The 23494-nt window shown below is 42.4% G+C and carries 20 protein-coding genes and 1 other annotated feature (1 of these 21 running past the window's edge); of the genes, 4 read left to right on the top strand and 16 right to left on the bottom strand.

The window, feature by feature from the left end; genetic code table 11:
* Positions 1–173, bottom strand: a binding site (T-box leader) (it extends 41 nt beyond the left edge of the window).
* A gap of 13 nt (positions 174–186) precedes the next feature.
* From RTX25_RS09275 to RTX25_RS09290, 4 genes are all read right to left on the bottom strand, one after another.
* Entirely contained in the window at positions 187–4467 is a 4281-nt protein-coding gene (locus tag RTX25_RS09275) for an acyl-CoA dehydratase activase-related protein (RefSeq protein ID WP_312652988.1), read from the bottom strand.
* 240 nt (positions 4468–4707) lie between these two features.
* On the bottom strand, positions 4708–5343 hold the full coding sequence (recX, locus tag RTX25_RS09280) for a recombination regulator RecX (RefSeq protein ID WP_312652990.1): 636 nt from the start codon (positions 5341–5343) through the stop codon (positions 4708–4710).
* A complete protein-coding gene (locus tag RTX25_RS09285; protein WP_312652991.1) occupies positions 5318–6565 on the bottom strand; it encodes a pitrilysin family protein in 1248 nt (415 codons plus the stop codon). The genes recX and RTX25_RS09285 overlap by 26 nt, the downstream gene beginning before the upstream one ends.
* 17 nt (positions 6566–6582) lie before the next feature.
* Positions 6583–7311: a class I SAM-dependent methyltransferase gene (locus tag RTX25_RS09290; protein ID WP_312652993.1), complete on the bottom strand. Its 729-nt coding sequence runs from the start codon at positions 7309–7311 to the stop codon at positions 6583–6585.
* 193 nt (positions 7312–7504) lie between these two features.
* On the opposite strand from RTX25_RS09290, the gene RTX25_RS09295 reads away from it, so the two are divergent.
* From RTX25_RS09295 to RTX25_RS09305, 3 genes are read left to right on the top strand one after another with little or no spacing between them, the layout of a single operon-like run.
* Positions 7505–8818, top strand: coding sequence for a PLP-dependent aminotransferase family protein (locus RTX25_RS09295; protein WP_312652995.1), 1314 nt, complete (start codon positions 7505–7507; stop codon positions 8816–8818).
* 24 nt (positions 8819–8842) lie between these two features.
* Positions 8843–9526, top strand: coding sequence for a response regulator transcription factor (locus tag RTX25_RS09300; RefSeq protein ID WP_312652997.1), 684 nt, complete (start codon positions 8843–8845; stop codon positions 9524–9526).
* Positions 9519–11009 (top strand): HAMP domain-containing sensor histidine kinase, encoded by a 1491-nt coding sequence (locus RTX25_RS09305; protein WP_312652999.1) that lies wholly within the window; start codon positions 9519–9521, stop codon positions 11007–11009. The genes RTX25_RS09300 and RTX25_RS09305 overlap by 8 nt, the downstream gene beginning before the upstream one ends.
* Positions 11010–11077: 68 nt before the next feature.
* On the opposite strand, the gene ymfI is transcribed toward RTX25_RS09305, so the two are convergent.
* The 3 genes from ymfI to RTX25_RS09320 all read right to left on the bottom strand — a co-directional run bounded on the left by ymfI (position 11078) and on the right by RTX25_RS09320 (position 13307).
* Positions 11078–11803, bottom strand: a complete 726-nt coding sequence (gene ymfI, locus RTX25_RS09310) for an elongation factor P 5-aminopentanone reductase (RefSeq protein WP_312653001.1) — start codon at positions 11801–11803, stop codon at positions 11078–11080.
* A gap of 132 nt (positions 11804–11935) precedes the next feature.
* Complete coding sequence (locus tag RTX25_RS09315; RefSeq protein WP_312653003.1) at positions 11936–12886, bottom strand: SPFH domain-containing protein; 951 nt, start codon at positions 12884–12886, stop codon at positions 11936–11938.
* A 1-nt stretch (position 12887) separates the two neighbouring features.
* A complete protein-coding gene (locus RTX25_RS09320) occupies positions 12888–13307 on the bottom strand; it encodes an NfeD family protein (protein ID WP_312653005.1) in 420 nt (139 codons plus the stop codon).
* 449 nt (positions 13308–13756) lie between these two features.
* On the opposite strand from RTX25_RS09320, the gene RTX25_RS09325 reads away from it, so the two are divergent.
* Positions 13757–14938: an acetyl-CoA C-acetyltransferase gene (locus RTX25_RS09325; protein WP_312653007.1), complete on the top strand. Its 1182-nt coding sequence runs from the start codon at positions 13757–13759 to the stop codon at positions 14936–14938.
* Between the two features lie 133 nt (positions 14939–15071).
* On the opposite strand, the gene RTX25_RS09330 is transcribed toward RTX25_RS09325, so the two are convergent.
* The 9 genes from RTX25_RS09330 to RTX25_RS09370 all read right to left on the bottom strand — a co-directional run bounded on the left by RTX25_RS09330 (position 15072) and on the right by RTX25_RS09370 (position 23486).
* Positions 15072–15905, bottom strand: coding sequence for an RnfABCDGE type electron transport complex subunit B (locus RTX25_RS09330; RefSeq protein ID WP_312653009.1), 834 nt, complete (start codon positions 15903–15905; stop codon positions 15072–15074).
* A 15-nt stretch (positions 15906–15920) separates the two neighbouring features.
* Entirely contained in the window at positions 15921–16496 is a 576-nt protein-coding gene (rsxA, locus tag RTX25_RS09335; protein ID WP_312653010.1) for an electron transport complex subunit RsxA, read from the bottom strand.
* Positions 16496–17209, bottom strand: coding sequence for an electron transport complex subunit E (locus RTX25_RS09340; RefSeq protein WP_312653011.1), 714 nt, complete (start codon positions 17207–17209; stop codon positions 16496–16498). Before RTX25_RS09340 ends, rsxA begins: the two co-directional genes overlap by 1 nt.
* 2 nt (positions 17210–17211) lie before the next feature.
* Complete coding sequence (locus tag RTX25_RS09345; protein WP_312653013.1) at positions 17212–18606, bottom strand: RnfABCDGE type electron transport complex subunit G; 1395 nt, start codon at positions 18604–18606, stop codon at positions 17212–17214.
* The gene (locus tag RTX25_RS09350) at positions 18606–19478 is read right to left on the bottom strand and encodes an RnfABCDGE type electron transport complex subunit D (RefSeq protein WP_312653015.1); all 873 of its coding nucleotides are present in this window, start codon (positions 19476–19478) and stop codon (positions 18606–18608) included. Before RTX25_RS09350 ends, RTX25_RS09345 begins: the two co-directional genes overlap by 1 nt.
* 11 nt (positions 19479–19489) lie before the next feature.
* Complete coding sequence (locus tag RTX25_RS09355; RefSeq protein WP_312653017.1) at positions 19490–20752, bottom strand: 4Fe-4S dicluster domain-containing protein; 1263 nt, start codon at positions 20750–20752, stop codon at positions 19490–19492.
* 191 nt (positions 20753–20943) lie between these two features.
* A complete protein-coding gene (locus tag RTX25_RS09360) occupies positions 20944–21738 on the bottom strand; it encodes a MetQ/NlpA family ABC transporter substrate-binding protein (RefSeq protein WP_312653019.1) in 795 nt (264 codons plus the stop codon).
* A 145-nt stretch (positions 21739–21883) separates the two neighbouring features.
* Positions 21884–22525, bottom strand: coding sequence for a methionine ABC transporter permease (locus RTX25_RS09365; protein WP_312653020.1), 642 nt, complete (start codon positions 22523–22525; stop codon positions 21884–21886).
* Positions 22515–23486 (bottom strand): methionine ABC transporter ATP-binding protein, encoded by a 972-nt coding sequence (locus RTX25_RS09370; protein WP_312653022.1) that lies wholly within the window; start codon positions 23484–23486, stop codon positions 22515–22517. Before RTX25_RS09370 ends, RTX25_RS09365 begins: the two co-directional genes overlap by 11 nt.
* Between the last annotated feature and the right edge of the window lie 8 nt (positions 23487–23494).

The raw sequence follows: 23494 nt of genomic DNA on the forward strand, positions 1-23494 counted from the left end.
ACATGGGCTCTCATCATTTAACGATTTGGATAAACCGTCCAGACTTACTATCAGTTCAGCCTGGAAGCTCAAAAGCTACCTTCTCCATGGATCTTAGTGAGAAAACCTTACAGCCGACGGGTTCTCTTCTCTTACACTTCCTCATGGATACTCCTCTTTTTCAGCGCCTTTTCAAATATATTTCTATTATATCTGTCTATTCATGATTGTCAAGGTATTTTCCTTTGCAGAAAGATCCTGATTTTTCTCGAGGTTTCTGAATGCGATGGAAATCATCAGTTTGATTCTGTTCAGCTGATTGACTTCACTTGCACCAGGATCATAGTCGATGGCAGTGATATTGACATTCTTGTTGTCTTCACGGAGTTTCTTGATCACACCTTTACCGGTGATATGATTCGGCAGGCAGGCAAAAGGCTGCATACAGATGATGTTTTCCACACCCTCTTCAATAAGCTCCAGCATTTCTCCTGTAAGGAACCATCCTTCTCCGGTCTGATTTCCCAGCTGAACCACATCTTTTGTGATTTCTGCAAGGTGCTCGATTCTTGAAGGCGGCTGAAATCTCTTTGATTTTGAAAGAGCATCTCGCATGACTTTTCTGTGCATTTCGATGACTTCGATGACTGCCTTACTGCTTAGTGCCTGCTTGAGTCCCCCACTGGAATACTCTCTTTTAGCCACATTATTATAGGCACAATATAGAAGGAAGTCGGTCAGATCAGGCATAACCGCTTCACACCCGTTTTCCTCGATGACACTGACAACAGAATTGTTGGCTGTGGGGTGGAACTTCACGAGAATCTCTCCGACCAGCCCGATTTTCGGTTTTTCCACTTCTCTTATTTCAAGTTCATCAAATCGCTTGACAATGAGTCTCATATTTTCATTGAAAGTCTTCACATTCGGATGTTCCATATCCCTGATGATCTTCTCACTGAGTGATTCATATAATTCGTTGGCAGAGCCTTTGATGGCTTCGTATGGCCTTACCCGGTAAAGAACCCTCATAAGAAGGTCACCGTAGATGATCGCCTGAAGGGCGCTGCTCAAGGTCTTAAGATCAAGCTGCATACCTGGATGCTTTTCAAATCCCTGAACAGACAGCGGAACAACCGGAACCTGTGAGAATCCTGATTCTTTCAGCGCTTTTCTCAGGAAGCCCACATAATTTGTCGCTCTGCAGCCGCCTCCGGTCTGAGTAATGAGGCATGATGTACTTTCGGGATCATATTCCCCGCTTTTCAGTGCTTTGATGACCTGACCGACTACAAGGATCGATGGATAGCAGGCATCGTTGTTGACGTATTTCAGACCTTCGTCAACCGCTTTAAAGTCTGTGTCCGGTAAAATCACTACATGATAACCGGAGTATCTTAGTGCAGCTTCCAGGAACCTGAAATGGATCGGTGACATCTGTGGGCATAGAAGAGTGTGGGTTTTCTTCATTTCTTTTGTGAATATCGGTCTCGTATATTCTATCGGTGTTTCTCTGATCACGATATTATGACGTGCCCTTTCTTCCATGGTGGCTTTAAGTGAACGCACACGGATTCTTGCTGCACCGAGATTGTTTCCTTCATCTATCTTTAAAAGTGTAAAGATCTTGTTTTTAGAGCGCAGTATTTCCTCGACCTGATCTGAGGTTACAGCATCCAGGCCGCAGCCGAAACTGTTCAGCTGAACAAGCTCAAGATTATCCTTTGTTGCAACGAAAGCCGCTGCCCGGTAAAGCCTGTTGTGGTAGGTCCACTGATCGATGACACGAAGCGGTCTTTCCACGATACCCAGATGAGCGACTGAATCCTCTGTGAGAACAGCCATGCCATATTCAGTAATGAGATTCGGGATGCCGTGATGGATTTCAGGATCGATGTGATATGGCCTTCCTGCAAGAACAATCCCTTTTCTACCGGTCATCTCAAGATATTTAAGTGTTTCTTCGCCCTTGGCGCGGATATCCGCCTTATATCTGTCTGCTTCCGCAAAGGCAGCCTCAACAGCATACTTCACCTCAGCGAAGGACACCTTCCAGTGTCTGCTCATCACCTCATAAAGTTTTTTATGAAGGTTCTTCCGGTCGAATATATTCAGAAAAGGATTGACGAATCTGACTTTATTCAGATGAAGGACATCCATATTGTTTTTGATGACTTCAGGATATGAGGTGACCACAGGACAGTTATAGTGATTGTTGGCATTTGGGTCTTCTTTTTCCTCATAAGGAATGCAGGGATAGAAGATCATATCCACTTCCTTTGAGGCCAGGTACTCGATATGTCCGTGCACGAGTTTTCCTGGATAACAGACCGATTCTGAGGGGATGCTGTTCATTCCCTTCTCATAAAGGTTCTTGGACGATCTTGGTGACAAGAGGACTTTAAAGTCAAGCTGATTGAAGAATGTGAACCAGAAAGGATAATTCTCAAATTGGTTCAGCACCCTTGGAATTCCGATTGTCCCACGGCATTTCTCTTCAGTGACTGTATTTTTATATTGGAATGTTCTCTTGTATTTATAGTCATAAAGGTTTGGAATCACTTCTTTTCTGGTCAGCTTCAGTGGTCTTTCACAACGGTTTCCTGTGATGTACTCCTCTGCACCATCCTTGAAGATATTGATGGTCAGTGGGCAGTTATTGGTACAGAGACTGCACCTTCTCATCTCGGTTTTTGGTGTGAGCGTTCTGATCATCTCAAGAGAAAGAAGTGAAGACTTCTGACCTTCATATCTGTCCCTTGCAATCTTTGCCGCGCCAAAAGCACCCATAAGTCCAGCGATGTCCGGTCTAACAGCCTCTCTTTCCGAGATCAGCTCAAAGGCACGAAGTACGCTGTCATTATAGAAGGTTCCCCCCTGAACGATGATCTTCTTCCCCATTTCCTTGGGGTCTCTTATCTTGATGACCTTGAAAAGTGCATTTTTGATGACTGAATAGGACAGCCCCGAGCTGATTTCTGCAAGCGAAGCGCCCTCTTTCTGGGCCTGTTTTACTCTTGAATTCATAAATACTGTACATCTTGAACCGAGATCAACCGGCTGTCTTGCTGATACTGCGGCTTCTGCAAACTGCTTCACACCATAACCCAGCGATTCGGCAAAACTTTCGATGAAAGAACCGCAACCCGATGAGCAGGCTTCATTAAGCATAATGGAATCGATGGCTCCATCTTTGATTCTCAGACATTTCATGTCCTGCCCGCCGATATCCAGAATAAAATCAACACCCTCCAGAAAGTAGTTAGCCGCTTCGTAGTGCGCAATGGTTTCAATCTCTCCGATGTCTATCCCCAAAGCAGCCTGAATCAGCCCTTCACCATAACCTGTAACGGTGCTTTGTGCGATTTCCACTCCTTCTGGAAGCCTCTCCAGAAGTTCACTGAGTATTTTTGTGATGAGTTTAAGCGGTTCACCCTGATTGCTTCCGTAATAGGAATACAGGATATTGAGATCCTCATCCACAAGTACGATTTTAGATGTCGTGGATCCAGAATCGATGCCGAGATATGCTCTACCTTTGTAATCTTCCAGAGACCCTCTAGGTGCCACAGCTTTACTGTGTCTGTCCTTAAACTCATGATAATCGTCATCAGTGGCGAATAAAGGATCGAGTCTGTTGACTTCTCTGCTGAATACATCCTTCAGTCGTCCTGCTCTGTTCATAAGCACTTCCAGCTGATGAGGGTAGTTTTCATAGGATGATAAAGCTGCACCCATGGCTACATATAGCTCTGCGTGGTCAGGGACGATGATTTCATCTTCTGTCAGTTCAAGTGTTTCGATGAATCTTCTTCTTAATTCAGGAAGAAAATGAAGGGGACCACCAAGGAATCCGATCTTACCCTTGATGGGTCTTCCACAGGCAAGTCCTGATATGGTCTGATTGACCACAGCCTGAAAAATCGATGCGCTGATGTCCTCTTTTTTTGCGCCTTCATTGATGAGAGGCTGTATATCTGTTTTTGCAAAAACACCGCACCTTGCAGCTATGGGATAGATGTACTGAGCGTCCTGTGCCAGCTTATTCAGTCCAGTAGCGTCGGTTTTGAGAAGCGAAGCCATCTGGTCGATGAAAGCTCCGGTTCCTCCGGCACATGTTCCGTTCATTCTCTGTTCGATGGAGCCATCAAAATAAGTGATTTTTGCGTCTTCTCCACCAAGCTCAATAGCCACTTCAGTTTCAGGGATATATGCTTCCACAGCTTTGGTTGAAGCGATCACTTCCTGTATGAACTGAATGTCAAGCCATGACGAAACAGAGAGACCTCCAGAGCCTGTTACGGCTACATGGATCTCCCGGTTTCCGAAAGTATCATGAATCTTCTCCATGACACTGACAACAGTGCTGCGAATATCAGAAAAGTGACGTTCATAAGTACTGTAGATGATTTTTCTGTTTTTATCGATAATTACTGCTTTTACTGTAGTAGATCCCACATCGAGACCCAAATAGATTTTGTCCAGCATATCTCTTTTCTCCCATCTTGACTATTGCATATTAACAATATACAAACAATTATATCATTTGATTTTTTTAAATAAAGGGACGTAATAAATATTTTAAACGCAAACAGACAATATTACGTTAAATGTTTGTTAATTTATATCATAGTCCAAGTTCTGACGGATTACCATTTTCGTGAATATATTTTAGATATTATTAAGAAGATGATGACGTGATTTTTCAAAAACCACGTCATCATCTTCTTATTCATCACTTTCCATTATTTTTCTCAGTGTGGAACTGATGAGATCGTACTCAAAACCCTTTCCTGCCAGGAATGTATAAAGCTTATTTTTAAGCTTGTACTCATCCTGCTCTCTCTTTTTCAGCTGATCGTATTTCTTCTGCGCAATCTTCAGACAGGCATCTTCTTCAACACTGGAAGTGGATACGGACTCCATTGCCAGTTCTATGTTTTCCTTGCTGATTCCTTTTGCCTGAAGTTCAAATCTGGCTTTTTTGATGCCTCTTGATCTCAGCTTTTCTTTCAGGAATGTCTGGGCATATTTTAAATCATCAAGCAGTCTGTATTCATGAAGAAATGCGATGACTCTCTCTATGGTTTCTTCAGAATACTCTTTGTCCCTAAGCTTATCTTCCACCTGCTTCACGGTTTTGATGCTTAGTTCAATATGTCTCAGTGCAACATCTTTTGCCTTGATGTATTCATCTTCCTTTGCAAGTTCCAAAAGAAGCTCCGGATCCACTTTGTCCCCTTTCTTCAAAGACTTTTTATAGACCAGCTCCTTATGACAGGAAAGAAGAAATTCATCATCGGCAAAAATACTCACTCTGTCCGGATTCTTTTTATTTTCACTGATCTGGGTGATCGTCTTCATCGCTTACCCCCCTTAACCGGTATATGGTCGGACCCGTAAAAACTTTACGGCTGACAGAAATGATGTCATCCAGTGTGACCTCGTTCAGCTTTTCGATATCTTTTTCAAACATTGCAGGTTTTTCATGATTCAGCATCTCATCCAGGATGAAGGCGGATAGGTCATGGATATTGTCCAGAGTGCCGAAGATACTTGTTTTCAGGACTTTCTTCATGATGACCAGATCATCGGTCCGGAAATACTTGCCTTCTTTCACTTCATTAAGGATGCCGAGAATCACATCTTCCGCTTCATCAAGGCTCTCATCGGGAACCTGAGTATAGATGAGGAAATTCTGGATGTTCTCCGTGAGATCCAGATCGGAATAGATATCATAGGCCAGTCCTCTGTTTTCTCTCAGCTCCCGAAAGAGTATGGAGTTTCCGCTCACACCAAGCTTATAATTGAGAATCCTCAGAGGAAGCTTCTCTTTTTCGGTCATACTGAAGGTGTAGAGAATACCCAGTGAAGACTGTTCCATGTCTTTATAAGAGGTGTGCTTTCCCGGGATGTTCTTTTCAAATACGAGTTCAATCGGTTTATCAGTCTCTTTCTTCCATGTCCCGAATACCTTGTCCACTTTCTGTATCGCTTCATCATGTTCCAGATCACTTACAAGGACAAGAATGGTATGGTTTGGAAGATAATATTTCCTATGAAAATCTCGAAGCATATCAGACGTAAAGCAGGCTATGGTTTTTTCATTCCCAATCACGTCATATTTCAGCGGACTGCTGGCATAAGCATTGAAATAGAGATTCTTATGAGTGATTTCTTCTGCATCATCCAGTGAGGCTCTTAATTCAGACAGGATGACGCCCTTTTCTTTTTCAAGGTCGTCACCTGAAAATTTGGGGAAGATCAACATATCACGAAGAATACTCATGCCGTTATCCAGTTCTTCAGTCAGAGCGGATATCGAAAAGACGGTGGAAATATAATCCGTATAGGCATTGAAGTCTCCACCCAGTCGTTCAATTCTGTTATTGAGGGATACGTTGTCATCGAAATCTGTACCCTTAAAAAGCATATGCTCGATAAAATGGCAGATTCCCTTTTCTTTCTGGGATTCTGCCAGTGAACCGACTTTTACGGCCAGATTCAGCGAAAAAAGTTCACCGGGCTTTTTCACTGTGACCAGAGATATTCCATTATTCAGTAAGGTCTGTTTAAAATCTATCATGTCAGTCTCCACTTTAATCAGATATTTTTCTTGGCTTTTATAATGAGCGGAACGGAATTCTCTGTGAAAGGCTCTTTTTTGAAATTGCCATAGACAGAGATTTCTTTGTAACCCACATTCTCCAGTTCTTTCATCAGATCATTCTTGCGTATGGGCAGAAGATAGACAGAAGATTCTTTTGATTCGCTCAGCACATTCAGTCTTGAGGCAAATTCAATTGTACTGGAGGAAACATCATAATTGTAGTTCCGCTCGAAGGTTATTCCTTTACCTGGAATTTCTATGGTCGGCAGGTGATCAATTCCCATATCCAGTATTCGATCATAACTTATGATCTGTATGATCAGATCTCCCTCGTCATTCAAGAGGTCATAAGCATCGCTGAGAAATGACCTCACCTCGTCCATGGATTTTAGATGGACAAGTGAGTTTCCGATGATGTAGATCCTTCTCAGATCGCCTTCACTGACAAGGTCGATGTTCAGCATATTCGATACGACAAAATCACCTGTTACACCCTCATCCTGAGCTTTTGCAACAGCCTTTTCAATCATGGTTTCTTCAAGATCCAGACCGCATGCAAGAACGCCCTCTTTCTGTAATGGTATGGTATAGGTACCTGTACCGCAGGCAACATCCAGAACTTTATCTCCAGGTTTCAGGTCTTCGCGTATAAATTCGTAGACTTCACTGCTCATGGGGAAAACGTCATCGTAGTGTTTGACGAGCATTTCATAAAATTTCAATGAGAATCGTGCTCCTTCCTTTATATGACTGTATGTCACAATAGTGACATACTTTGAATCTATAATTCAATATATCCTAATATAACACATAATTGTACTGAATGGATAACAACATCACCGAACACCTGTGGAAATACAACCGCTAATGATGCTATAATAGGAGAAAACTGATATGGTACAAAAGGTGATGAAGATGAATTATAAATACACAGAGATCATGGATTACTTAAGAACGGAAATCGACAAAGATGTCTACAAAGACAAACTGCCTTCCATACGTGGACTTGCCATAAAATTCGGCTGTTCCAATTCAACTGTGATTAAAGCGTATAATGAGCTTGAATCGCTGTCGCTGGTCTTTTCTGCACCTAAAAGCGGATACTACATTAATCACAATAAAAGGCGTGGAACAAATGACTACGATTTCTATTCCGGGGTGCCCAACAACAGAAATCTCCCTCTTGAGTCACTGGTAAAAGTACAGAGCCAGATTCTTGACGAAAAGAACAGAAGTCTTCTGAATTACAGCTATCCCATGGGATATAACCTTTTAAGGGAACATATGCTTATGGATCTCCACAACCCCGACATTCCGCTTGAATCTGTGCTCATTACAGAAGGTGCCCAGGGTGCAATCGATCTCCTTCTGGGAACAGACCTTCTGGAGAAGAAGGTTCTCGTTGAAGACCCTACCTATAATATACTCCTCTCCTACCTTGAGATTAAAAAAGTGGAGTATGATACCGTAAATCGTGACAGAACCGGTATCGATATGGAAGCTTTTGAATCAAAGGCGAAAAGCGGTGAATTCCAGTTTTTTTACACCATGAGCAGAAATCAGAATCCACTCGGAACTGATCTCAAAGAAGAGGATATGGAAAAAATCATAAACCTCTCCAGAGAGTATGATTTCTATATCATTGAAGATGACTACCTTCTGGAACTCTCCAAAGGACCTACCTTCTTTTCGCTTGCCCCAGAGCGCACCGTATACATCCGAAGTTTCAGTAAGACGGTTGGCCCCACTTTTCGTACAGCGTGTGTGGTCGCACCTGTAGATATCGCTAAAAAACTCTCCTACAATATCACCTATCTCAACGGAGGTGCTCCGCTTCTTAATCAGGCGATTCTCCTCAAGTATCTGAAATCGGATTATTATATGAAGGATATGGCGAATCTCAGAGATAAGGTGAAGCAGAACATCATGATTTTCAAAAATGCAATGCAGGGATTCCCCTTCCCTTACCATCTCCCTGAAACCGGTTTTTTCGCGAGTCTATATTTTCCTAAGGATTTCAAGTTGAAAACCTTACTGGAAGGCCTTCAGGTGCAAGGATTCCGATTTAGAGACATCACGGGATTTACCAGACAGGAAGACAAGAAAGTGATCCGTATCAGCCTCACCCGCGTCGAACCCAATGCAATGAATACAGCTGTCAGAGAGCTGGTTAAAGAAGTCCTTCTCATGAAGGGCGATAAAGATGACAAGAACAGGATCTATATCTGATCAGTAATATATGAAGGTGAAAATATGGAAAAGAAAATCCTTATCGTTGAAGATGAAAAAAGACTGAGAGATCTGCTTAGAGATTATCTCGTAAGAGAAAATCATCAGGTTCATCTTGCCACAAATGGCGAAGAAGGACTGGAGATGGCGCTTAAGACCGATTATGATCTGATCCTTCTGGATGTCATGATGCCTTTTATGGATGGATTTGATATGCTCAAGCATTTACGAAAAGTGAAGGATACCCGCGTTTTTTTCATCACTGCAAAGACTATGGACGAAGATCTGATCGAAGCCTATAAGATCGGAGCAGATGATTTCATCGCCAAGCCGTTTTCTCCAAAGGTACTGGTTATGAAAATCAATAATCTCTTCGCACGTCTTGAACACTCAGATGATGATTCAAAGGATAAAATCTATGGAAGACTGAAGATCAGCGAAAAAGCTCAGAGGGTATTTGTCGATGATCACGAAATCTCCTTAAGCAAAAAGGAGTTTGAACTGATACTTCTATTCTCTTCCCATGAGGATATCGTTCTTTCCAGGGATACGATCATCGAACGGATATGGGGATATGACTATGAAGGTGATCTCCGGACAATTGATACAAGCATCAAAAGACTGCGGGAAAAACTGGGCGATGTGAACAGCTATATCGAAACGGTAAGAGGCTACGGGTATCGGTTCAAGGTGAAAGATCATGTTTAAGTCCATCTCAAATAAGCTCACATTCATCATTATTGTTCTGGTTTCCCTTCTCCTTCTCGGTTCTATGCTCTTTATGTCCTATTCGTTTGAAAGCTACTACACAAGGACGAAGAAAACAGCACTTGCAGAGAATCTAGAATCATTCAGGAACAGAAGCATTACAGCAAATGATACTCTGATTGAATCCATAAATGATTTCGAAACCAGAAATAACACCCGATTATTCATATTCGGACAAAATGGTGCACTGCAGTACATGGCTTATGGCGGTTCAAAGATAGACGGTGACTACATCGAAATCATCAACCGTTTTTTTGGAGACATGATCAGAGATTCCTCTCTTTCTGAAAGGCTGCTCTCGCAGCAGGCCATCATCAGTCGTGAATACGAAAGACAGGATGGCAGTATGAACTATTTCCTTACGGCCAGTTCGATTCGTCTCCAGGGAAGTGACTCGTTTGCCATCTCCATCAGTTCCATGGTACCCATCAATGAATCCGCAAGAACCATCAAGAACTTCTTTGTTTATGTTTTTATGGGCGGATTTGCAGTTGTGGTGATACTTGCATTCCTCATATCCAATACGGTGACAAAGCCCATCAGAAAGCTGACAGCATCCTCCAAGGAGCTTGCTCATCTGAACTTTGATATTCCCATCGATATGACACAGAAAGATGAAATCGGAGAACTTGCAGAGAGTCTGTCTACACTGTCCATGAACCTCAAATCTGCTCTTGGCGAGCTAAGTGAAAAGAACAAACTTCTTGAAGAAGATATCAGGAAAAGCCAGAAACTTGAGCATCAGAGAAAAGACTTCATCAGAGATATTTCTCATGAACTCAAGACGCCCATCACACTGATTCAGGGATATACGGAAGGACTGATTGATGGGATCGGCGAAGACAATAAAGAAGAGTATCTTTCAATCATTCTGGATGAAACAAGAAATATGGAAAAACTGGTCAAGGATATGATTGAGCTTTCCTATACCGAGTCCCAGGCTTTTGCTCTGAACTGTGCAAAATTTAATCTCAGCAGTGCTCTGGTGGACAGTGTTACACCTTTTCTGGATTATGACAGCAGAAATCTGAAGTTCAATTTCAATATCGAAAAGCAGTTCTTCATCATCGGAGACCGTATAAAGCTCAGCACGGTATTCAGAAACATTTTCAAGAATGCCATTACCTATACGGTAAAAAACGAAGAATCCCGGATTGATATCGGGCTATATGAGGAAAAAGGTGAACTGATCCTGAAGATTTTGAATTCTCCTGCCCATATCGATGAAGAGGAAATCGGCGACATATGGATTCAATTCTACAAGAAGGATAAATCCAGGCAGAGAACCGAAGGAAGCTCAGGTCTAGGCCTTTCCATCATCAAAAATATTCTGGACAAACACCAGTATCAGTATTCGCTCAGGAATGAACAGAACGGTGTGGCTTTCACCATAAAGTTTACAGATTATGATGTCAATCCGTGATGGATCCTGAATAAGACAAAAACATCTCTCATAAGCTCAAATTGGGCTTCAGAGAGATGTTTCTTCGTTTATAGTGTAAATCCACCATCTATGGTCAGAACCTGTCCTGTGATGTATCTGCCCTTTTCCAGAAGGAATACGATGAGATCTGCAATCTCATCTGGCTGAGCCAGTCTCCCGAATGGGATGTTTTCGATGAAATCTTTTTTCTCATCTGGAGACAGATTGGAAAGAAGTTTTGTATCCACTCCTCCTGGTGCGATGGCGTTTACCCTTATGTTCATATGTGACAGTTCGGATGCCAGGCTTTTTGTAAACTGCTCCATAGCTCCTTTAGTCATGGCATACGCCACTTCCATTGATGCGGGATGTGAACCCCAGATGGAAGAAATACCGAGTATACTGCCTTTTCCGTTTTCAATCATGGCAGGAATAATCTTCCTGCTGATATAATATAGGGGTTTTACATTGATATTCAGAAGATCCTCAAACTGTTTCTCGGGCATTTCATGAAAGAGATTCCGGTATGAGATTCCGGCACCATGGATAAGCACTTCAAAATGGGAGAAGTCTTTCATGATCTGGTCAAGCTGCTCCTCATAACCTTGAGGACATGAGAAATCCATACTGTAGATCTTTACCCGAGTGATGGCGGACAGTTCTGCAGATAAATCTTCAGCTCCTTTAGTGTTGCTTCCGTACACCAAAGCGAGGTGATACCCCTTCTCAGCCAGTTTTCTTGCTGCTGCCATACCGATTCCGCCCGTAGCTCCTGTAATGAGTGCATTTTTCATTCTGGTGCCTCCTGATTCCTATCTGATGAGTATCATTATAGCAAATCTTAAGGAAAAATGCAGAACCTGTTAAAGGAATCTCCATACAGGATGAAGATTCCTTCTATGAGTGATTAATGATTCCCAGGAAGATTACTGACCTTGTCTGCGTTCTCCGATGATGTCAGCAATCGCTGCTATGCTGCCAAGTGAGTTTAGAGTATCTACTGGCAGAATCAGTTTGTTTGCAGGATTCAATGACATTTCCTTAAGTGCTTCAACCTGTTTCAGTGCGATGACTCTGGCATCTGTACCAGATTCAATAATTGAAGTGTTTACCTTTCTTATGGCTTCCGCTTCCGCAGTGGAGATGGCTTCGATGGCTTTGGCCTTACCTTCAGCTTCAAGAAGCTGAGATTCCTTCATACCTTCTGCGATTCGGATGTTCGATTCTTTTTCTGCTTCTGCTCTTAAGATGTTGCTTCTCTTCTCGCCTTCTGCTCTTGCGATGCTGGATTCACGGTCACCTTCGGCAATGAGAATGGCTGCCCTTTTTTCACGTTCAGCCTTCATCTGCTTTTCCATTGCGTTTAGGATTTCTGCAGGGGGAAGGATATTTTTGATTTCAATTGACAGGATTTTGATTCCATAGGCATCTGTAACTGAATCGACGATGCTCAGAAGCTTCATGTTGATTCTGTCTCTTCCTGCGAGCACCTCATCAAGGGTCATGTCACCGAGGATGTTTCTCATGTTTGTGATTGCGGAGTACATGATACCGGATACGTAATTTTCGATATTGTAGACTGCATCTTTAGGCGTCAGAACCTGATAGAAAATTACATTGTCCACGCTGATATTGACGTTGTCCTTAGTGATGACTGTTTGAGGCTGGATATCCAGAATCTGCTGTTTCATGGATATTTTTGTCCTGACATAATCAACAAACGGCAGTATGACGTGCCAGCCGGGCTCAAGAGTCTTGTAGTACTGTCCGAATCTTTCCAGAACATAGACCTGACCTGTATTCACCACTTTAATTGATGAAAGAAGTATGGCTACAACGATGACTGCGAGTACTGAAAATATTATGATCCATGGCATGTTAATGTTCCTCCTTGCGTATAATCAGTTTGTTTTGTCTGATCTCCAGTACACTGAATGTCTCACCTTCGAGAATCCTTGAACCCTCGTTTCTGACAATCCAGTAGATACCGTTGATCTTATGCTGCGATTCAAGCTCGATGATGTGATCAGCAATGAAAGATTTTCCAACGATCTTGTCCACCAGAATGGGGTCGTTGTGAATATTCTTTCGGATATACCTTTTCGTGATCCTGTTTCCTGCCAGTATTGATGCAAATCCGATGAGAAATGCAATCAGTATCTGATAACTCAGATCCAGATAGAAACTGGACAGCCATGCTGCCAGAAAACCCAGACCCAGCCATGAAAAAAGTATATTGCTGGTCATGATATCGATGATGACTACAGCGATGATGAGTAGTAACCAGAACCAGTTCATATCGATCTCCTCCTTTATTCATATTATATCATAGAAGAGTTATAAAATAAAGCATAATATAGTATTAAATACTACTTTATAAATAAATACTTTTTAACGATCCTGACAGATAAAGACTAATTTTATATAGATGATCTTCAGCCCGAAAAAGGATGATGAGTGTGTTTCTGTAAAAGATGTTAACAAATTGTAAATTTAGAACAGACGAATAATGTGCCCTGACTGCCCCTAACATGATGCAACCCTCATGTTTCAACGGTTTTCGATATTTTTCATGATATAACCCCATAAACAGTAACGATTTCGAATATGAAATAGATTACAAATGACAAGTCATTCATGATATCATAATCTAGAGCTGACTTGAGTGCTCCGGGAGAGTCCATGGAATCATGGATTTTGTCTGATGTACTTAAGTCTGCCCGAAGTTAATTTAGGGAGGTCAATAAATGAAAGAAGTTGTAATCGTCAGTGCTGTGAGAACCCCTGTTGGAAGTTTCGGTGGAGTATTCAAAGATGTCTCCGCTGTAGATTTGGGTGTAGTAGCAGTCAAAGAAGCAATCAGACAGGCGGGAATAAAGCCCGAAGATGTCGATGATTTCTATTTCGGATGTATTCTCCAGGCAGGACTTGGACAAGGTGTTGCCAGACAGGTTTCTGTAAATGCAGGTCTGCCTCATTCTGTGCCTGCTACAACCATAAACATGCTTTGCGGGTCAGGACTAAGAACGGTCTCCCTCGCAGCTCAGACAATTCTTGCAGGTGATAATGATGTCGTGGTGGTCGGCGGAACAGAAAATATGAGCAGAGCACCCTATGTTTTGAACAATGCAAGGTACGGTTCAAGAATGGGTAATGATACCATGGTCGACACGATGATTCACGATGCTCTGACAGATGCTTTCAACAATTATCATATGGGTGTCACCGCTGAAAATGTCGCTGAAAAATATGGAATTACAAGAGAAGAACAGGATGCATTTGCTGCAGCTAGTCAGAATAAAGCTGAAAAAGCAATGGCAGAAGGCAAGTTCAAAGATGAGATCGCTCCTGTATCCATTCCTCAGCGAAAAGGTGAACCGATTATCGTGGATACTGATGAATATCCGAAGAAAAGTGTAACTCCGGAGTCCCTTGCTAAGCTGAGACCTGCTTTCAAGAAAGATGGCAGCGTTACAGCTGGCAATGCTTCTGGTATAAATGACGGTGCTGCGGCACTGGTTGTCATGAGTAGAGAAAAGGCAGATACACTTGGGCTGGTTCCATTAGCAACCATTGTGTCCTATGGAAACGGTGGTGTTGATCCAAGCATCATGGGTGTTGGACCTGTTCCCTCCACAAAAAATGCTCTGCAGAAAGCGAATCTGACAATTGAGGATATGGATCTCATCGAAGCTAATGAAGCTTTTGCCGCACAGGCTCTGGCTGTAGGAAAAGAACTGAAATGGGATGCAGAGAAGGTCAATGTCAATGGAGGTGCAATCGCCATCGGACATCCGGTGGGTGCTTCAGGTGCCAGAATCCTTGTAACACTTCTTCATGAAATGAAGAGACGCAAATCAACATACGGACTGGCTACTCTTTGTATAGGCGGCGGTATGGGTACATCCGTAGTTGTGAAAAGAGACTAGACTTTCTATCAAATCGTTTCCCTCTTACTCCATATGGAACCTCTGAGTGTAATGCTCAGAGGTTCTCTTTATGGTGCGGATAAAGAGACAAAAAATGAGATGCCTTCAGAAAAGGCATCTCATGAATAACTGTTTATGCAGTTTTGTTGGCTGGTTTTTTCGCTTTGTTGATCATCAGTATGTTTTCGATGGTCACCTTAGGACAGACTTCAACACATTCATTACACTGTGTACATTTGTCGTAATCGATCTTAGCCAGGTTGTTGTTCACATGAATGGCGTCGAATCGACAGGTCTTTTCGCACTTCTTGCAGGCAATACATCCGACTTCACAGTTCTGCATTGCATCTCTTGCGCTGTCGTATGAGTTACAGGCCACTCTTACTCTTGAGTTAATCGGAACCGACTCAATAAGGTTCTTCGGGCAGGCCTTTACACATGCACCACAGTTGGTACATTTGTTTTCGTCGATGATGGCAATACCATCTCTTATGACAATCGCATCAAAGTTACATACATTCACACATGTACCAAGTCCAAGACATCCGTATGAGCAGGATTTAGCGCCTCCTCCAGGAAGTGCTGATGCACTGACGCAGTCCATAATGCCGTGATACTCGTATTTGTCTTTTGACTTGTCACAGTCTCCGTTACATTTAACGTAAGCGACCATGACTTCCTGAGCGTTTACTTTCACGCCCATGATGTCTCCGATCTGGTTTGCCACTGGAGGTCCTCCTACAGTACAAAGTACAGGTGATGCACCATCAAGTGCAACGCCCTTGGCATATGCTTCACACCCGGCAAATCCGCATCCACCGCAGTTTACACCCGGCAAAACCAGAAGAATTTCCTCTACTTTAGGGTTCTGCTTGACTTCAAAGACATTGGCTGCATAACCAAGCAAGAGGGCCAGCAGTAGTCCAATACCAGCTAATATCGCTACAGGTATTAATATTTCTGTCATTTACTTCTCCCCCTCCTAAATCAGACCTTGGAAGCCAAGGAATGATATCGCCATAAGTCCTGCAGTAACAAGTGCAATCGGTAATCCCTGGAAAGCTCTTGGAACACTTGAAACACGATCAAGCTTTTCTCTGATGCTTGCCATCAGTACAATTGCAAGGAAGTATCCAAGGGCAGCACCGATAGCATTAATCAGACTGCCACCTAATGATAACTTATCCTGTACATTAAGGAATGTTACACCAAGAACAGCACAGTTCGTCGTGATGAGTGGAAGATAGATACCCAGTGCATCATATAGTCCAGGGCTGAGTTTCTTGATAACCATTTCCACGAACTGAACTAGAGCAGCGATAACAAGGATAAATGCCACTGTTTTCAGATAATCCAGATCGTAGGGTTCAAGAAGGAAGTTATATACCGACCAGGTTCCGAGGGAAGCAATGACCATTACAAACAGTACTGCAAGTCCCATACCGATGGAAGCATCTCTCTTCTTGGATACCCCTAAGAAAGAACAGATTCCCAGGAATCTGGAAAGAACAAAGTTGTTCACTAACATCGCATTGATAAAAATCAGGAGTAAATCCATTAGTTAGCTCCTCCTTTCTGTAGCATATTGACATCTAGTTTGACATCCATTTTTTCTTTTTTAGGAATATCGCATCCCATTCCACAGCTTTCACAGTCATGAATCTGAAGAAGCGCTTTGCCCTTTTTAAGGTTTCTGCTGTTTAGGTAAGCCATGATCATACCAAGAGTAAGGAATGCTCCTGGAGCAAGAATCATGATGTTGGCAGGCTGATAGGCTTCAGGCATGATTCTCATACCGAAAAGTGTTCCTGCACCAAGAAGTTCTCTGAAAAACGAGAGGACTGCAAGAGCTAGAGTAAAGCCAAGACCCATGCCTATGGCATCATAGATAGATGCGAGTACAGCATTTTTGCTTGCGTAGGCTTCTGCTCTTCCAAGGATGACGCAGTTAACGACAATCAGTGGTATGAACAGTCCAAGTGACTTGTAAAGATCAGGCGCATATGCCGCCAGGAACATATCCACTGCGGAAACGAATCCGGCAATGATGACGATATAAGCAGGTATTCTGATTTTGTTTGGTATAAACTTTCTGATTGCCGCTATGATTGCGTTAGAGCAGATCAGAACAGCAGTAGTGGAGAGTCCCATACCCAGTGCGTTGACAAGACTGGTTGAAACAGCCAGTGTCGGACACATGGCCAGAACCTGCACGAAAATCGGATTCTCGCTGAAAAGTCCATTTTTAAGTCTTTCGAGTAATGTCTTCATCTTTAGTTCCCTCCCTGCATCAGTACATCATTGAAATAGAGGATCGCTTTATTTACAGCTTTATATACACCCTTTGAACTTTCTGAAGCGCCTGAATATATCTGTACACTCATTTCTTCAGAAGGTTTGTCCTGGAAAAGCTGGGTAAAAGCTTCTTCGGAAATTTTAGTGCCAATTCCCTGAGTTTCATTCTGCTTCACGACCATGATATTCTTGACCTGCTTTGAAGCGACATCAAATGAAACAGCCACTTCGATCGGCTTGTCTTCATAGTAACCAGGGTTTGAAGCGTAGACGATATATCCTGTCACTTCTCCGGCTGTCTTCACTTCAAATGTTCTGTATTCACCTGATATTTCAGCCATTTCATCGCCTGTCAGGCGCATATTTTCAATAGTCGGTTCTTTCATAAGTACATCATGATAATAAAGTATAGCCTGATTGACTGCTTTATATACACCCTTTGAGCTTTCTGAGGCTCCTGAATATACTTGAGTAGCCTGCTCTTCAGCTGCAGCACCCTGGAACAGTTCTGTCAATCCTTCCTGAAGGATCGCATCACCGATACCTGGTGTTTCATTCTGTTCGATGATCAGGATATTTGTAATGGTTTCTGTTGCATTGTCAAATCCGACAGCTACCTTTATCGGCTTGTCTTCGTAGTATCCTGTGCCTGAACCATAAACGATATAACCGGTCACTTCTCCAGCAGTCTTGACCTCAAGTGTCTTTAGCTCTCCGGAGATTTCTGCCATTTCATCGCCTGTCATCTTCATATTTTCAAATGTCGGTTCAACGACAGGAACTTCTACAACTTCCTCCCCAAGGATATTCTCCTTATGGAACTTGACCGCATCATTGATTGCGCTGGTCACAGCAGTGGAAGAAATGGTCGCACCAGATACTGCCTGGATTTCACTAGCTCCTGCAGGAGTCGTTTTGACAACCTGGAAACTGGATGCGGTTTCTTTACCTGTAAACTGAGTGATGAATGCGTCTTCAGCAACCAGAGCACCAAGACCTGGCGTTTCTGATGACTGAGTGATTTTTGCTGCAATGGTGTTTCCTTCATTGTCTATACCGACAAGTACACCAAGTTCGGGTTTATAACCGTTTGTTATCATTTTGTAGACATAACCGACGGTTTCGGTTCCACTTGTAGCTTTATACACTTCTCTGATGATTTCATGCTCATCATACTGATCTGTGACATCTTCGATTGCATCACTTTCAGGCATAACAAGAGCTAGATCTTCTGCATTGACTGCATTGTTCATTGCAATCTGTTCTTTTGTGGTATTGAAGACAACGGCAACAATACCTGCAACAATTACACAGATTAAAGTAAGTGTTCCACCAAGAGTCAGGAGCTCACGCAGGATATTCTTGTTTTTCATTATGCGGTTGCCTCCTTTTTCATATCTACTTTACCTTTGAAAAAGGTATCGATAAATGGTGCAAATACATTACCAAGGAGTATTGCATAGTAAGCACCTTCAATATTCTTTCCTACACCGATAAATACCGATGCTGCTATTCCGACAAGAAGAGCATAAACCCATTTACCGCCGTTTGTAATGGCTGAGCTTGCATAATCATTGGCGAGGAAGAATGCGATGAGGTAAATACTGCTGTTTCCACCAAGGATGGTAATATCCCCAAGTACAATCTGTGAAAAGACAAGTGAAACGACGATGATCGTAAACGGTACTCTTACTCTGATGACACCCTTGACTGCCAGGTATATACCACCGACAATAATTGCGACAATTGAAGCTTCACCGAGGTTACCGCCTGCACTGCCTAATAATCGATCCATAAAGGTGGCACTTCCGAAACCGCTGTTGACCACAAGATTTCCATAAGAAACAACTGCAAAGATTTTAGCTGCTACTGCTGGATTCATGAAGTTCTGTCCCAGTCCGCCGAAAATTTCTTTAACAAGTATGATTGCAAATACTGAGGATAAAGCGGCTACCCAAAGTGGTGTTGTTACCGGCAGAATCAGGCCAAGAATCATTCCTGTAACTGCGGCGGAAAGATCGTTTAATGAATGCTTTTTGTGCAGAAGTCTCTTGAAGACAACTTCTGATACCATCGCACCGATAATTGTTGTGAGAATGAGAAATAGACCTTTCATTCCATTGAAATATATTCCCGCTGCTGCAACAGGAATCAGCGCGATGAGCACATCGAGCATGATTTTGTTCACTCTCAGGTTTGACTTAATATGCGGAGAGGAAGCAACGGTTATTTTTCTGTTTTCCATATCATTACCCCCTATCTTTTAACCTTTTTGGCTGTTTTGAATGACTGGAGCAGATGCAGTTTGGATGGGCAGACATAAGAACATCTTCCACATTCTACACACATTCCGCCACGGTTCTTGAAGAACTCGTCGAATTCTCTGTTTGTCACGAATGAATACAGCTCATATGGTCTAAGACCTACTGGACATACATCCGCGCAGCGACCGCATTTGATGCAGTTCATTTCTTCTTCTTTAGACACTTCATTCTCATTCAGGAACAGAATTTCTCTGATTCCTCTATTGATTGGTGCATCTACAGCAAATACCGCATCACCGGACAGGATATTGCCTGCTACGATTCTGAACGGATTTTTGACTCCGGCTTTTTCCATAACCAGATCTAATGTGGTACCGGACAGCACTTTATAGATTCCTGGAGTTTCCACAGCGCCGCCATTGATAAGAAGAAGCTGATAATGAGTCAGTCTGTTGTCGAGAACGCCTCTAGCTACTGCAGGCAGAAGGAAAGCATCGATAACCATAGTATCCTTCATGGCGAAATCAGCATAGACATCACGGGACGCAAGATTCATGTCATGATAAAACTGTGTAGGTATCTTTGAAATAAGCTTGACTCCTGTTGATTTCAGCATTTCCGTGAAACCGATCACTGAATCCGCATCAGATGTGGACAGCACAGTGATATCTGCCGCAGGATATAATGCCTTAAGCAGTTCAATCCCTCTTAGAAAATCTTCTTTTTCATTTTCGTACAGGTAAGAATCCACCTGACCGTACAGTCCGCTTTCTTGAGCATTGATGAGGATATTCCTGACATTCTCCTTGAATGAAAGCTGCATCCCTCTCTTGCGGTTGGATAGATTCTGAGTCTCGATGAGCCCAAGATCTTTGATACGATCCTTCAGATCGCTGAAACTGAGTGAAGCATAGTCAAAGGCATCTCTGGTTTCTTTTTCATACAGACCATCATTTTCCACCAGAATGACTTCAACTTTATTGCCCATCAGATCGACTTTAGTCGTCAACTGTTTAACTGTACCAGAAACGCTTGAGTATACTGGAACAACACTGTTGTTTTCACCGATACCGATTACCTGATTGACCAGAACTCTGTCACCTCTTTTTACAGCAGGTGTACATTTCATGTTATGTTGCTGAGATAGTGAATATACCATGTTCTTCGGAGCATCTACTTCTATAATATTGCTGAAATGATCCGCTGGTTTGAACTTGGGCACATGCACTGCTTTTGAAATTGAAAACAGCTTCATATAAATCCCCCTATTTTTAATCTAAAATATAACAAATACACAACCTAGTATAACATTGTAAACGTTCATTAACAATATATGACAATATCTTAACAAGTGTAAATAATGAAAAAACCGTTGGAATCCAACGGTCTTGGAGTTTAGGTATCTTTCAGATGAGCGTAAAAACTTTTGCTCTATATTAGTACAGTTTAAAATGCAGGGAAGATGGAACCTTCATATTTTTCTTCAATAAAAGTTCTGGTCTTCTCGCTGTTCAGAACATCATTCAGCGCTTTGGTCTTTTCGGAATCTTTGTCCGCTTCTTTCACTGCGATGATATTTGCATAAGGTGATTCGCTTGATTCGATGATGATGGCATCATCGAGCGGGCTAAGATCTGCTTCGATAGCATAGTTGGTATTGATTACAGCTGCATCTACATCTACTAATGTTCTTGGCAGTGCAGGTGCATCAAGTTCAGTGAATTCAAGATTTTTTGAGTTTTCGGTGATATCGAGAACTGAAGCCACTTCTGTATCCTTGAGTTTGATGAGACCGTTTGAAGCCAGAAGTTTCAGTGCTCTGGATCCGTTTGTTGCATCATTTGGAATGGCGATGGAAGCCCCATCTGCCAGTTCTTCAAGAGAAGTGATCTTATCAGAATAGAGACCCATAGGCTCTATATGAACCTTTACCGTCCATGTCAAACCAAGATTCTCATTTGCGTTCATTTCTTCGAGATAAGGAATATGCTGGAAGAAATTGGCATCCAGCTGACCTTCGGACAAGGCTTTGTTTGGTAGAACATAATCATTAAAAATGGTCACTTCCAGATCATAGCCAAGTTCCTTGAGGTCTTCTCTCACATTTTCCAGTATTTCAGCATGAGGAACTGCAGAGGCTCCGACTGTAAGTTTTTCGGTAGTCCCGTCAGAACTTCCGCATCCTGCAAGAACGCCTAGTGATAGTACCAGTGATGTTATCAGTGCTGTAATTTTTTTCATATAAATCATCCTCTCGTTTGTTATTATTTGTTTATTAACTGTTTTCTGTTTCTGTACTGATTTCCAGATTCTATTCAGAATATATTTAGTGCAATTTGTTAAAAGAATAACCATATCACTTTACTTTACTTCTGCAGAGCAGGGCTTAACGCAGAAGAATCTTGTAAATCTGATTGCCGATGGACTGTATACCCTGTACAACCAGAAAGATCATGATGACGATAATGAACATAATGGTATCTTCCCATCTGTAGTAACCGTAGTTGATGGCTACCGCTCCGAGACCACCGCCTCCTATGATTCCTGCCATGGCGGAATAGCCGACGATATTGATGAAGATGTTCGTTATTCCCTGTACCAGATTCGGCAGAGCTTCCACCAGCATGACCTTGAATATGATCTGGCTGTTTTTTGCACCGAATGATTTGGCAGCTTCTATGATTCCCGGGTCCACAGTGTCAAGGGATCCTTCAATGATTCTGGCAGCAAATGGCGTTGCAGCTATGGTCAGAGGAACAATGGCTGCAGTCGTCCCGATGGAGGTGCCCACAATAAATCTTGATAATGGAAACAGAAGGAACATCAGTATGATGAATGGGAAACTTCTGAAAACGTTGATGATAAAATCAAGTGAATTATATAAGGAAGGTTTAGGTTTGAGTCCCTTTTCCTTTGTATAGACCAGCACGATGGCTACGAAGAAACCGAATATTATAGAAAGTACGCCTGAAACACTGATCATAAGCAGGGATTCGAGTAGGGCTTTGATGTATCCATCAATATTCATGACTAATCACCTCCACATTAAGACCTCTACCGATAAGATACTGTTCGATCTTATCTTTATCCTCTGGCCTGACATTGATGACAAGACTGCCAAGAACATTTCCGCTGAAATTTTCAAGTTTCCCCCATACTATGGAAAAATCTACTGAGAGATCCTTGCTCATATTTGTGATGACGGTCTGATTGCTGAATTCTTTCGTAAAGAAAATCCTGATATTCGTTCCTTTCGGCAGGATCTCCAGTTCATCTTCTCCAATGAGTTTTTTCAGGCTTTTTGCGGGATTGAGAAACAGATCCTCCACCTTGCCTAGTGCTGCAACTTTTCCGCCTTCCATCACTGCAACTTTCTGACAGATGTCTTTGACGACTTCCATCTGGTGTGTGACGACGACTAACGTGAGGCCAAGTTCTCTGTTGATTTTCTTTAACAGTGCAAGTATCTCTTTAGTTGTATTGGGATCCAGTGCGGAAGTTGCCTCATCGCACAGGAGTATCTCAGGATCAAGAGCAAGTGCTCTTGCTATAGCTACCCTCTGCTTTTCTCCCCCTGACAGAGATCTGGGTTTGCTGTTGTATTTATCTTTCAAACCCACTAGATCGAGAAGCTCTTTCGCTCTTGCTTTCAGTATTTTTTTGTCATATCCCCAGATTTCCATAGGGAGAGTCACATTTTCCAGTGCTGATTTCTGATTGAGAAGGTTGAAGTTCTGAAAAATCATGCTCACTTTTTTTCTCAGCTGACGAACGCCGTCCTCGTCAAGGGATCTTATACTGACCCCGTCAATAAGGATATCTCCGGAATTGACCGGTTCAAGTGCATTTATGCATCTTAGGAGAGTCGACTTCCCCACTCCGCTTCTTCCAACGATCCCAAAGATCTCACCTTTTTCGATACTGAAAGAAACATCCTTGATTACGGACAGATCCCTGTACTGTTTCACCAGATTTATAATTTCGATCACTCAATTCA

It is taken from the genome of Proteiniclasticum sp., from assembly GCF_032054185.1.
Taxonomy (GTDB): Bacteria; Bacillota; Clostridia; order Clostridiales; family Clostridiaceae; genus Proteiniclasticum.

What these genes read in the sequence shown, in the direction of transcription:
- ymfI (WP_312653001.1), bottom strand. Translation starts at nt 11,803, where the DNA reads ATGAAAAATGCACTCATTACAGGAGCTACGGGCGGAATCGGTATGGCA.
- RTX25_RS09360 (WP_312653019.1), bottom strand. Translation starts at nt 21,738, where the DNA reads ATGAAAAAAATTACAGCACTGATAACATCACTGGTACTATCACTAGGC.
- RTX25_RS09345 (WP_312653013.1), bottom strand. Translation starts at nt 18,606, where the DNA reads ATGAAAAACAAGAATATCCTGCGTGAGCTCCTGACTCTTGGTGGAACA.
- RTX25_RS09325 (WP_312653007.1), top strand. Translation starts at nt 13,757, where the DNA reads ATGAAAGAAGTTGTAATCGTCAGTGCTGTGAGAACCCCTGTTGGAAGT.
- RTX25_RS09315 (WP_312653003.1), bottom strand. Translation starts at nt 12,886, where the DNA reads ATGCCATGGATCATAATATTTTCAGTACTCGCAGTCATCGTTGTAGCC.
- RTX25_RS09355 (WP_312653017.1), bottom strand. Translation starts at nt 20,752, where the DNA reads ATGAAGCTGTTTTCAATTTCAAAAGCAGTGCATGTGCCCAAGTTCAAA.
- RTX25_RS09305 (WP_312652999.1), top strand. Translation starts at nt 9,519, where the DNA reads ATGTTTAAGTCCATCTCAAATAAGCTCACATTCATCATTATTGTTCTG.
- RTX25_RS09320 (WP_312653005.1), bottom strand. Translation starts at nt 13,307, where the DNA reads ATGAACTGGTTCTGGTTACTACTCATCATCGCTGTAGTCATCATCGAT.
- recX (WP_312652990.1), bottom strand. Translation starts at nt 5,343, where the DNA reads ATGAAGACGATCACCCAGATCAGTGAAAATAAAAAGAATCCGGACAGA.
- RTX25_RS09365 (WP_312653020.1), bottom strand. Translation starts at nt 22,525, where the DNA reads ATGAATATTGATGGATACATCAAAGCCCTACTCGAATCCCTGCTTATG.
- RTX25_RS09275 (WP_312652988.1), bottom strand. Translation starts at nt 4,467, where the DNA reads ATGCTGGACAAAATCTATTTGGGTCTCGATGTGGGATCTACTACAGTA.
- RTX25_RS09300 (WP_312652997.1), top strand. Translation starts at nt 8,843, where the DNA reads ATGGAAAAGAAAATCCTTATCGTTGAAGATGAAAAAAGACTGAGAGAT.
- RTX25_RS09340 (WP_312653011.1), bottom strand. Translation starts at nt 17,209, where the DNA reads ATGAAGACATTACTCGAAAGACTTAAAAATGGACTTTTCAGCGAGAAT.
- RTX25_RS09350 (WP_312653015.1), bottom strand. Translation starts at nt 19,478, where the DNA reads ATGGAAAACAGAAAAATAACCGTTGCTTCCTCTCCGCATATTAAGTCA.
- rsxA (WP_312653010.1), bottom strand. Translation starts at nt 16,496, where the DNA reads ATGGATTTACTCCTGATTTTTATCAATGCGATGTTAGTGAACAACTTT.
- RTX25_RS09285 (WP_312652991.1), bottom strand. Translation starts at nt 6,565, where the DNA reads ATGATAGATTTTAAACAGACCTTACTGAATAATGGAATATCTCTGGTC.
- RTX25_RS09295 (WP_312652995.1), top strand. Translation starts at nt 7,505, where the DNA reads ATGAATTATAAATACACAGAGATCATGGATTACTTAAGAACGGAAATC.
- RTX25_RS09330 (WP_312653009.1), bottom strand. Translation starts at nt 15,905, where the DNA reads ATGACAGAAATATTAATACCTGTAGCGATATTAGCTGGTATTGGACTA.